Below are 9,895 nucleotides of genomic sequence, written 5' to 3'. Positions count from 1 at the left end.
GCTGCCGGGGCCGCTGGTGGCCACGCACCTGGCGGCGGGGGTGGTGCCGGGCGCGGCGCCGAGGGATGGTAGGGGGTTCAGCGCAGTGCGGCCCGTGCCGCCCGGACCCGTTCGATGGCCTATCGAGCCGCTGGACGGTGACCCCGCGCTCCCCACCAGGCAGAAGGACCGTCCGTAGGAAGTCCTCCTCTTCGAATTCGGCCGGTTGGGTGATGGGCGGTCCGAGAGGCTCCTCGGCGGCGTGTCCGCCCTGGACGCGCCACCACGGTGAAACGCGGACGGTTCCTCCCGAGATCCGTCCAGCGCCAGGCCCTGGAGGGCCTCACCGCCGCCGAGATGGCCATCCCGGGCGGCACCGTCAGGCGGGCTTCGGGCCGGCCGGGGTCGCGCTTGCCCCCGCGCCTGCACGTCCACGTCCACGTCCACGTGAACACCGTGCACATGAGCGTGCGCGGTGGCCCGCCCCGCTTGACCGCGCGCGGCGCCAAGAGAGGGCCGGCGCGGACCCCCTACCCGACCCCAGCACCCCCCTGAACAACCCCGGTAAACCGCCCAAACCTATCCACCGCACCACCCCCATCGCTACGTTCTCTTCGTTCACAACCCCTCTCACAATGGAGCAAATTGATGCGACGACGCCTGGTCTCTCTCGCCATGCTGGGATCGGCCCTCACCCTGGGCCTCGGCGCTGCCGGTACCGGAGTTGCCTCCGCCGCCGGCACCCCCACTGCCGCCCCGGTCGGCATTCAGTACGTGAGCCCTCAGAAGTGTGTGGACGGTGGCGGCCAAATCGTCTTCCGCTACATCTTCCTCGCCTGCGTGGGTGGCAAGTACGACGGCTACCACGTCGGCGGCTGACGCCACATTCACTAAATGAACGGTCAGGGAACGCCCGCACTGCCACAGGGGCGTTCCCTGATCCAGGATCCAAGGAGCCCGCAGGCCCGGGCGGGAGTATTTGCGGATGCCTGCCATGTCAGGGGCGCCGGTGGCCAAAACGGCGGTGGTGGCGGCGAGGGCGGGGACGGAGCCTGGTTCGTGGAGGACCAGTGCCCATGGCTCGGCTCCGCCTGTGGTGCGCCAGCGTGCGGCCGCGCGGCGGCCCATGGCTGGGCTGTCTGGTCGCGGTGCGCTTACGCTGCACAAGCACCTCGTGGAGGCGGCGGTCGAACTCCGGTTTCGGGGCGAAGCACTCGTCGCAGTCGCCGAAGCAGCGGGCGGCGGCGCGCTTGCGCGGTGTCCGCAGTGGCAGCCACAGGGCCAGGTCATCCCTCCCGGTTCTTGCCGGACGGGTGCGCCGCAGGCGACGGCGGATGTGGGACGGCTAATGGTCAGGCACAATGCGGCGTGATGTGTGATGTCTGCGGCCGTGAGATGCGACGCATGCCGGTGGCTGAACTGCAGATGCCGCGGGACATGGCGGTGAAGGAACGCTGGTTCTGTTCCTGGTGCTACGCCTGGACCGAATTCGGATACGACCCGCGCGAGGTCTCGCGGCCGCAATACGGTTACATACCGTGGGAGCGGGCGGAATCCCGGCAGCTGCCGAAGGATGTCGCGCACGCGTACGACGTGGCGTACGCGTACTCTGCCGACGGCTTTGGTGGGACGCTGTGCGGTCTGACCCATGAGGGGCTCACCGCCTCGCCGTACATGTGGATGCACGGGTGGCCGAGTGCCTGCGACGGGCGCAAGGAGGCCGCTGCAGTCATCGACGCGCGCTGGCCACTGGAGATGCGGAACGGTAACCGTGTCTCTCCCGCTCCGCCTCCCGGTTCCGACTGGCCGCCCTTCTAACCCAGCCGTCTCTTCTGGATCGTGCCGGTGAAGCCGGCAGTGTCTGGTGCCGTGCATCGCAAGGCCAGAGGCGCCCGTGTACTGGAGCGCCGCATTCACCACTATTCCTCGGCCCAGTACGCGGCCCGCACCTCTCCCTCCGCGAACTCCCGGCGCGGCAGACACAGACCGAGAGACTCCTCCAAGGCGTGGAAGTACAGCTCGAACGTGCTGGTCAGCGCGGGGTGATCCAGCTCGGCACGTCGCAGTGCCTGGTTGAGGAAGTCCAGCTCGCCGCCCCGCAGATAGGGGGCACGGCCGCGCTCGTACCAGATCAGCTCCAGCATGCCCCAGTCGTCGTCAACGCGGCGGCCGTCCCGCATGTAGTCCAAGGTGTAGATGGCCTTCGCGGAGGTGGCGGTCAGCCAGATGCTCTCCCTGATCCCGAGCGCCTCGTACGCTTCCTTGTCGGCGAAGGACCCCGGCGGTGTGTCGTGGTGCAGCAGGAACGTCCACCCGCCCGCCTGCCCGAAGCAGCAGCTCTCCCATTGGCGGTCCCAGTGGGCCCGGCCGCTGTCCAGGGCTTGCAGGTCCTTCAGTCGCGTACCGGCTGCGACCTGCGCGGGGTCGGCCCCGTACAGCAAGGCCAGCCGCTCGGCGTCGACGGGCTGCCCGGGCGCCGCGCGGAAGAAGGCGAGCGTCGTGTACGGGTTCTGCTCACGCCAGGAACCGGCTATCCAGGCGAGCCCCTCCAGCGGATCGCGCCCGCACACCTCGACCGTCCTCCTGTCGTCCAGGCCGCCACTGCGGAACCGTCTTCCCCAGGCCGGATCGATCCTGTCCAGCGCGCCTGCCGTCTCCTCAGGGCTGCCGCCGTGCCGGCCCATCGCGGCCTCGGCGATCAGGTAAAGCACCTGGTCGAGGTCTCGCGTCGCAAAGACCTCCCGGTAGGGGCCGTGATGGCCACGCACCGTGCCGTCCTCGTCCAGCAGCAGACACAGGCTGTCGTCCTCGGCCTCTTCAGCGTGGTCGGCCCACGCCTCCAACTCGTCGGCCGAGAGGGCCACGGGCGGCAGCACGACCTTGTGGAGCAGGGCGTGTTCGGCGGCCGTTCGCTGCCAGGCCTCCGCAAGTGTCCGCTTGGTGATCTTCATGGCGCCAGCATAGGAAGGGTCACTGACAACCAGCTGATCCTGTCGGCCGGTCAAGTCCGTCCCTGACGAGAACTTCGGCCGTTTCCAGTGGAAACGGCAGCCCGAACTCCGCCCGGCCGGAGGGCGTTGTGGTCACCCGGCCCGCTGCGTGGTCTCCCCTGCCTGGGCCGGGACGGCGGGCAGGGGCACCGTGCAGGAGGCACAGCGTCGGGCCTGGGCGGGGACAGGGCTGAGGCACTCGGGGCAGTCCCGTTTGGGGGCCTGGACATCCTGGTGCGGGGCGAGGCGCTCGTGCAACTTGTTGATCGGGAGCACGACCAGGAAGTACAGGGCGCAGGCGAGGAGAAGGAAGCTGATCGCCGCGTTGATGAAGGCCCCGTAGGGGAACTCGGTGGTACCCACGGTGAAGGTCTTGCGGCTCATGTCGCCGGTGGCGCCGGTGGCCAACCCGACCAGTGGTGTCAGGAAGGCGCCGACGAAGCCGTTCACCACGGCGGTGAATGCCGCTCCAATGACGATGCCGACGGCCAGGTCGACCACGTTGCCGCGCAGGATGAAGCTGCGGAAGCCCTTCACTTCTCACTCCTTGAGGCTCTTCGGAGTCCGCGGGTGTGGCTGGCCGCTCCTCAGTCGCTTGGTCTGCCGGACGTCACCTGTGGGGCACGCCCGGCGCCAGGGGGCGCGCCGTTTCCTAACGCGGGCTCTGACGGCTGAACGGTTCGTTGTCAATCACTGACGGGTGCGGGGTCGGACAGCGGGGGGGGTACGTGGGGGCACGGCGTGGCAGCTGTGATGGTGGGAATGCGCATCCGGCGCAAGAGGTCTGCTCGTGGGAGGCGCAGGTTGTCCGTGCATGAGCTTCGTGTGCCCCGGGCAACGGGCGATACCCGCCCTGGGTGTCGGCTCACTGCCGGTCGGCCGACCTGCTGACGCGCGGCGGCGCCCGGTCGGTCCAACCAGGGACGTTCGACGACAGCCTGCGGGGTGAGGCCCGGTTTCTACCTGTGTCGACGCTCGCTGTCACGGGGCGGGTAGAGGGACGTGAGCTTGTTCCAGTACTGCTCAAGGTGGGCGTCGGTTTCCCGCAGGGTCGGATCCAGGAACGAGGCATGAAGCTCGGCCACATGATCGTGGACGGTGTCCGTGCCGGCCGGCGGGGGCGCTGAGCGTCGCCAGGGCGCCTTGGCAGCGCTGGCACCGTGCGCGTCACGGACTGCGCGGGTGGCCCACCAGCGGGCGAGGAGCACGGCGGTGGTGAAGGCGGCGGCTGCGAAGGTGGGCAGCCCGGGGTACGCGGCCACGATGTCCTCCATCAGTTCTCGGACTACAAGGGCATGGCGGCGCCGGCATTCCGACGCCGCCCACGCGTTGTGCAGCCCGGCCAGGTACCGGTCAGGCGCCGGGTGGTGGTGGCACCCAACCGTTCGACGGCGGCCTTGACGACGGCGAAGACCGCGCCGTACAGAGCTGCGGCAAGCCGGACTCCCTGCGCGTTCGGGGCACCGTCGTTTTGCGGCCGACTGTCTCCCACGCCTACTTGGAACCGCGCCGACGATCATGCCGCTCGCGGCGCCGAACGCCAGGCCGACCGGCCTGTAGGGGTCTTTGCTGACGTCACCGGCGCTTCCGGCTGCGGCGCAGCAGCAGGAAAGCGACGAACGCAGCGGCTGTGGCGATCAGGGGGGTGCGGTTGGCCTTCGCCATGGTCGCGGCCGACTCGGCCTTCTCACGGACCGGGTCTGGTGTCTTCTCGGCGGCGAGCTGCCCCGCGCGTGCCGCGGTGTCGCGGACCTGCGCTGCGGCGTGGTTGGCCTTGTCCAGTATCGGATCGGGGGTCTTGTCCTTGACCAACTGAGCAGCCTGCGCTGCCTTCTCACGGAGCTGGTCACCGACGAGGCTGGCCTTCTCGGCGGCCTGCTCCTTGATCTCGGCCGCCTTCTCCCTGGTTTGCGCCTTGACGTCGGCCTTGGCCGCCAGCGCCTCCACGGTCTGCCCGAGCTCGTCGCGTGTGTGCTCGACCTGCTTGCGCAGCTCCTCGGGAGTGGGCGCGGCTTTCTTGTCGCCCTGGGAAGGAGTGTTCATCGGTGTGCTGCCTCCTTGATCTCGGCCACGTCGGCCTTGACGCTGTCGATGGCCTGCTCGGGTGCCGGGGTGCCGGCCTTGGCGATCTGCTTCTTGCCCGCCGCGCCCATCCCCGCGGCTACGGCTGCCAGCAGGGCGGCGGTGATCAGAGCTGAGGCCCAGACCGGCAGGAACAGGGCGAGGGCTGCGATCACCGCGCCGACCAGCGCCTGCGCGGCGAGGATGCCGACCAGGCCGGTCCCGCCGAACAGACCGCCGCCCACGCCGAAGCGCTTGCCCTTTTCGGCCATTTCCGCCCGGGCCAGCTGCATCTCCTCGTGAACCAGCTCCGAGATTTGCTGTGACGCCCGTGATACGAGGTCTCCCACCGATTCCTCAGGACTGTGGTGGTTCGGGACTCGTCCGGCGGCGCTCATGTGTCTTTACCTTCTCTGCATGCTTGGTGCGTTGGGGCGCGATGGCTGCACGATGGCCGCCGTTCGTGTCACCTGTGTGGTGCCGCGCCGGTCAACGGCCCGAATGGGTAGCGGTGTCGTCCTGGATGGGGGCATCGGCGTTGCGTTTGACGGAGTCGATGCCGTTCAGGCAGGCGCGGTGGGTCTCGTAGTGCTCGCTGGTCGCAATGACCTGCCCGTTCGCTGCGATCAGAACGAAGTGATAGCCCTTGGCCGGCTGGTGCCGGACCTCGAAACGAGCCGCCATGGAAGACCTCTTCCTATTTGAAATGTCCATGCTGCTGTCACGGCGCGCGTACCCCGGAAGCAGCCGGTCACCCGCCTACGAGCGAGGTCATCTCCACGCGCGGATCAGCAGGCGCGGCGTTGCCCGGATGAGAGCGGCTGCGATCAGGCCTGTGACTGCGCCGGCGGCGACATCGGAGGGGGAGTTGGGCACCGCTGTGTACCCGTTCGGCCGCGACCGCAAGGGCCGAGCCCGCGCAGACCGCACCCGCTCACGGCCAGGAGGACGTCAGCACTCTGCACAACGCTCTCAACCAGGCGATGCGTGAACGAATCGACGAGGCCGCATCCGCCGGCCTCCTGCCCGCATCCGCCAACGGTGCGTCCCTTACCGACTCGCTGGGCGGCCTCTACGCCGAGGCATTCGAGCGTGCCGACGAAGGCAGTCTGCGCCGCTGGCTCCTCGCCCGCCTGCAGACAACAGCCGACCCCCACGCCGAGCGCTACTGGCAGCTCCTGGCAACGATCAATGGATGGCCCGCATCACCAACGCTCGCTCCCGTCTACTCCTGGTTCACCGCCGTCTTCGCCAAGAGCGATGACGACCATCACAAAGGACTGATGCGGTGAGGGCGCGCGACCTGAGGTTCGGCTTGTACACAGACGAGCAGGGGCTGGCATGGGTCAAGAAACTCGTTGAGGACGCTGTGGGCTCTCGGAGCGCCCGGATCATCAGTGAGACCGTCGCACAAACTTTTCCCGGGAGCGAGCTGTCGACTGATGACGTGTACGGCTCTCTGGCGGAACAGTGGGCCGTGGAACATCCTGCTCAGAGCAGCGGCTCACGGCAACCCGTCGAACTGCGCGTCCACTTGGTGTGTTCCCTTCGGACATGGCGTGCGATCCGCAAGACAGTGATCAAGACTTTGTGTCCCGAGGGAATGGCCCCCCACGCCTGCCGTGTTCCGTGGATGGCTGCCTGAAGTGGTTCGCGGTGCACGGTGGCGCACGAGACGGCCGCCGTGCGGATCGTAGTCACACCAATTCCGGTCCCGCAGGCTGCTGTACACCGCAGGGCAGGACAGGCAAACGGCCTGGCCATAGCCATCAGCGCTGGGCGGATCGTCACCGTGCCGCGGGCTGATGCCAACGTTCAGGTGCGAATCGGACGGCGTTGGGTTGTGGATCACGTGTCGTGATCCGTCGCCATGAACTGTCCGATGCCGAGTGGGAACTTGTGCGGCCGTTGCTGCCTCGGCCTGTGCCGGGGCGGCCGCGGCTGGACGACCGGACGGTCCTGAACGGGATCGTGTGGAAGTTCCGGACCGGGGTCGCCTGGCGGCCTGAGCGATACGGCTCGTGGGCCAGCCTCCACACGCGTTTCCGCAGGTGGGCGTCGGACGGAACCTTCGAGCGGATGCTCCGGGCCGCGCAGGCGCAAGCGGACGAGGCAGGCGATATCGAGTGGCTGGTCTCGGTGGACTCCACCGTCGTCCGCGCCCACCAGCATGCGGCCGGGGCCCGAAAAGGGGGCTTCAGAGCCCAGCCATCGGCCGGTCCCGCGGCGGGCTGACCAGCAAGATCCACCTGGCCTGCGACGGCTCCGGCCGACCGCTCGCCTTCGTCCTGACCGGCGGGAACACCAACGACTGCACTCAGTTCACCGCCGTGATGGACGCGATACGCGTGCCCCGGACCGGATCGGGCCGCCCCAGAACCAGGCCCGATCACGTCCTCGGTGACAAGGGCTACAGCTCGGAAGCGATCCGGACCTGGCTGCGGTGCCGGGGCATCAGCCACACCATCCCGGAACGGAAGGACCAGATCGCCAACCGGGCCCGGCGCCGCAGCCTCGGCGGCCGCCCGCCGGCCTTCGCCCGCGATGTCTACAAGCGCCGCAACGTCGTGGAACGGTGCTTCAACAGGGCCGCCGACCCGGCACACCCGGGGCGCGACCTGAAGCAGGCACTGATCCATCTGCTCAGCCTGGAGACGAAAGCAACCCCGGCACCGCCCGCACGACACCTGGTCCCTACACCCGCCAGCTCATTCGCTTGCTGCCCCGACACGTAACCGCGCCTACGGGCATCCACGACTACGGTGACGCCGCCACCTGCAGAAGAACGGTCTTCGCTTGGCCGACCCGCTACAACACCCGCCGCCGGCACGTCGCCGACGGCCACCTCAGCACCGACGCCGACACCACGCCGCTGAACTCACACTCGCCGTGTGACCAATAACCGCGTGCCCACCTTCATGGGGGAAGGCCCGGGGTGGTGATCGGGCGGCCGGCGCAGTGCGGGGCGCGCGGGCGTGGTCGGCGGCCGCACGCTCCGGCTCCCACCGCGGCGCCGACTACGCCATGCCCCACCGGACCGGGGCGATCTGCTTGGACATGATCGTGATCAGCTCATAGGCGGCGTGCGAGGCCGCCACCGAGGTGATACCGGCGTGGTCGTAGGCCGGCGCGACCTCCACGATGTCGGCGGAGACCAACTGGCAGTCGGCCAGACCCCGCAGGATCTCCAGCAGTTCCCGAGAGGTCATGCCGCCGGCCTCCGGGGTGCCGGTGCCGGGGGCGTGGGCCGGGTCCAGCACGTCGATGTCGATGGAGATGTAGAGCGGCCGGTCACCCACGCGCTCGCGCAGCTGCTGCGCGATCTCGTCGACCCCGCGCCGCATCACATCGGCCGAGGTGACGATGCCGAAGCCGAGCTTGGCGTCGTCGTCGAGGTCCTTCTTGCCGTAGATCGGACCCCGGGTGCCCACGTGGCAGAGGGCCGAGGTGTCGATGACACCCTCCTCCACGGCCCGGCGGAAGGGCATCCCGTGGGTGTACTGCTGGCCGAAGTAGTCGTCCCAGGTGTCCAGGTGCGCGTCGAAGTGCAGGACCGCGACCGGGCCGTGCTTCTTGGCGACCGAGCGCAGCAGCGGCAGCGCGATGGTGTGGTCGCCGCCGAGCGTCATCAGCCGGGCCCCGCCGGAGAGCAGTTCGTCGGCGGCGGCCTCGATGGTCTCCACCGCCTCGGCCGCGTTGAAGGGGTTGGCGCTGATGTCTCCCGCGTCCGCGACCTGGCTGTAGTGGAAGGGGTAGACGTCCTGCGCCGGGTTGTAGGGGCGCAGGGTGCGGGAGGCCTCGCGGATGGCGTTGCTGCCGAAGCGGGCGCCCGGGCGATAGGTGACGCCCCCGTCGAAGGGGACTCCGACCACGGCGATGTCCGCCTTGTCCACCTGGTCGAGGCGGGGGATGCGGCCGAAGGTGGCCAAACCGGCGAAGTGCAGGGTCCGGTCGGTCTCCGTCGGCGGCACGGGCGGGGCCACGGACGGGCTCACAGGCGGGGCCACGGACGGCGGCACGGGCGCGGTCACGCCGTTCGGTTGCGCGGTCATGATGTGTTCAGCGGCCTTTCGGGGGCTTCGTGTCACTGCGGGGGGTTGCCGTGCTTACGGGACGGCAGGTCGGCGTGCTTGTTGCGGAGCATTGCCAGCGCGCTGATGAGCGTCGCGCGGGTCTCGGCGGGGTCGATGACGTCGTCCACGAGACCGCGCTCCGCCGCGTAGTACGGGTGCATCAGCTCGGCCTTGTACTCCTTGACCATGCGGGCGCGCATCGCCCCGGGGTCCTCGGCGTCGGCGATCTGCTTGCGGAAGATGACGTTGGCCGCGCCCTCGGCGCCCATGACGGCGATCTCGTTGGTGGGCCAGGCGTAGGTGAGGTCGGCGCCGATCGACTGGGAGTCCATGACGATGTACGCGCCGCCGTAGGCCTTGCGCAGGATGAGCGAGATCCGCGGGACCGTGGCGTTGCAGTACGCGTACAGGAGCTTCGCGCCGTGGCGGATGATCCCGCCGTGCTCCTGGTCGACGCCCGGCAGGAAGCCGGGGACGTCCAGCAGCGTGACGATCGGGATGTTGAAGGCGTCGCACATCTGGACGAAGCGCGCGGCCTTCTCGGAGGCCTCGATGTCGAGGACGCCGGCGAGGTGACCGGGCTGGTTCGCGACGATGCCGACGACCCGGCCGTCGAGCCGGGCCAGGGCGCAGATGATGTTGCGGGCCCAGCGTTCGTGGACCTCCAGGACGTCGCCGTCGTCGACGAGCTGGCACGGGCGCCGGGCCGTGCACCTGGCCGACCTGGCCGAGGAGCGGTGGATAGCGGGCTGTCCGCGCTGCCGGGCCAACCTGCTGCACGAGTGCGCCGAG

At 69.2% G+C, this 9,895-nt stretch carries 11 protein-coding genes and 2 pseudogenes; 4 read left to right on the top strand and 9 right to left on the bottom strand.

What is annotated here, in order from left to right; translation table 11 throughout:
- The first annotated feature begins 627 nt into the window (after positions 1-627).
- Complete coding sequence (locus tag ABZY31_RS30755; RefSeq protein ID WP_356416902.1) at positions 628-858, top strand: hypothetical protein; 231 nt, start codon at positions 628-630, stop codon at positions 856-858.
- Positions 859-1,383: 525 nt separating this feature from the next.
- A complete protein-coding gene (locus ABZY31_RS30750; protein WP_356416900.1) occupies positions 1,384-1,797 on the top strand; it encodes a hypothetical protein in 414 nt (137 codons plus the stop codon).
- Between the two features lie 101 nt (positions 1,798-1,898).
- Here the strand turns inward: ABZY31_RS30750 and ABZY31_RS30745 are convergent, their stop codons facing one another.
- The 7 genes and pseudogenes from ABZY31_RS30745 to ABZY31_RS30715 all read right to left on the bottom strand — a co-directional run bounded on the left by ABZY31_RS30745 (position 1,899) and on the right by ABZY31_RS30715 (position 5,714).
- Complete coding sequence (locus tag ABZY31_RS30745; RefSeq protein WP_356416898.1) at positions 1,899-2,930, bottom strand: hypothetical protein; 1,032 nt, start codon at positions 2,928-2,930, stop codon at positions 1,899-1,901.
- Positions 2,931-3,062: 132 nt separating this feature from the next.
- Positions 3,063-3,506 carry a large conductance mechanosensitive channel protein MscL gene (gene mscL / locus ABZY31_RS30740; RefSeq protein ID WP_356416896.1) on the bottom strand — a complete coding sequence of 148 codons (444 nt, stop codon included), beginning with the start codon at positions 3,504-3,506 and terminating at the stop codon, positions 3,063-3,065.
- A gap of 422 nt (positions 3,507-3,928) precedes the next feature.
- Entirely contained in the window at positions 3,929-4,243 is a 315-nt protein-coding gene (locus ABZY31_RS30735) for a hypothetical protein (protein ID WP_356416894.1), read from the bottom strand.
- Positions 4,244-4,254: 11 nt separating this feature from the next.
- Positions 4,255-4,489: pseudogene (locus ABZY31_RS30730) on the bottom strand (DUF4235 domain-containing protein).
- Between the two features lie 55 nt (positions 4,490-4,544).
- On the bottom strand, positions 4,545-5,012 hold the full coding sequence (locus ABZY31_RS30725; protein ID WP_356416892.1) for a DUF3618 domain-containing protein: 468 nt from the start codon (positions 5,010-5,012) through the stop codon (positions 4,545-4,547).
- Positions 5,009-5,428, bottom strand: coding sequence for a phage holin family protein (locus ABZY31_RS30720; protein WP_356416890.1), 420 nt, complete (start codon positions 5,426-5,428; stop codon positions 5,009-5,011). The genes ABZY31_RS30725 and ABZY31_RS30720 overlap by 4 nt, the downstream gene beginning before the upstream one ends.
- Before the next feature lie 91 nt (positions 5,429-5,519).
- Complete coding sequence (locus ABZY31_RS30715; RefSeq protein WP_356416888.1) at positions 5,520-5,714, bottom strand: YegP family protein; 195 nt, start codon at positions 5,712-5,714, stop codon at positions 5,520-5,522.
- A 299-nt stretch (positions 5,715-6,013) separates the two neighbouring features.
- On the opposite strand from ABZY31_RS30715, the gene ABZY31_RS30710 reads away from it, so the two are divergent.
- Both ABZY31_RS30710 and ABZY31_RS30705 read left to right on the top strand, forming a co-directional pair.
- Positions 6,014-6,322: a hypothetical protein gene (locus tag ABZY31_RS30710; RefSeq protein ID WP_356416887.1), complete on the top strand. Its 309-nt coding sequence runs from the start codon at positions 6,014-6,016 to the stop codon at positions 6,320-6,322.
- A 565-nt stretch (positions 6,323-6,887) separates the two neighbouring features.
- Positions 6,888-7,618, top strand: a pseudogene (locus ABZY31_RS30705) (IS5 family transposase); the annotation flags it as partial.
- Positions 7,619-8,047: 429 nt separating this feature from the next.
- On the opposite strand, the gene speB reads toward ABZY31_RS30705, so the two are convergent.
- Positions 8,048-9,082, bottom strand: a complete 1,035-nt coding sequence (gene speB / locus ABZY31_RS30700) for an agmatinase (protein ID WP_356416885.1) — start codon at positions 9,080-9,082, stop codon at positions 8,048-8,050.
- A 32-nt stretch (positions 9,083-9,114) separates the two neighbouring features.
- Positions 9,115-9,895 (bottom strand): carboxyl transferase domain-containing protein (locus ABZY31_RS30695; RefSeq protein WP_356416883.1); only part of this gene is annotated, 781 nt, incomplete at its 5' end.

Origin of the sequence: Streptomyces sp. NPDC006529 (genome assembly GCF_040611795.1) — a bacterium.
Taxonomy (GTDB): domain Bacteria; phylum Actinomycetota; class Actinomycetes; order Streptomycetales; family Streptomycetaceae; genus Streptomyces.
The sequence above is the reverse complement of the archived record's forward strand: the minus strand, read 5'-3'. Positions and strand labels throughout refer to the sequence as shown.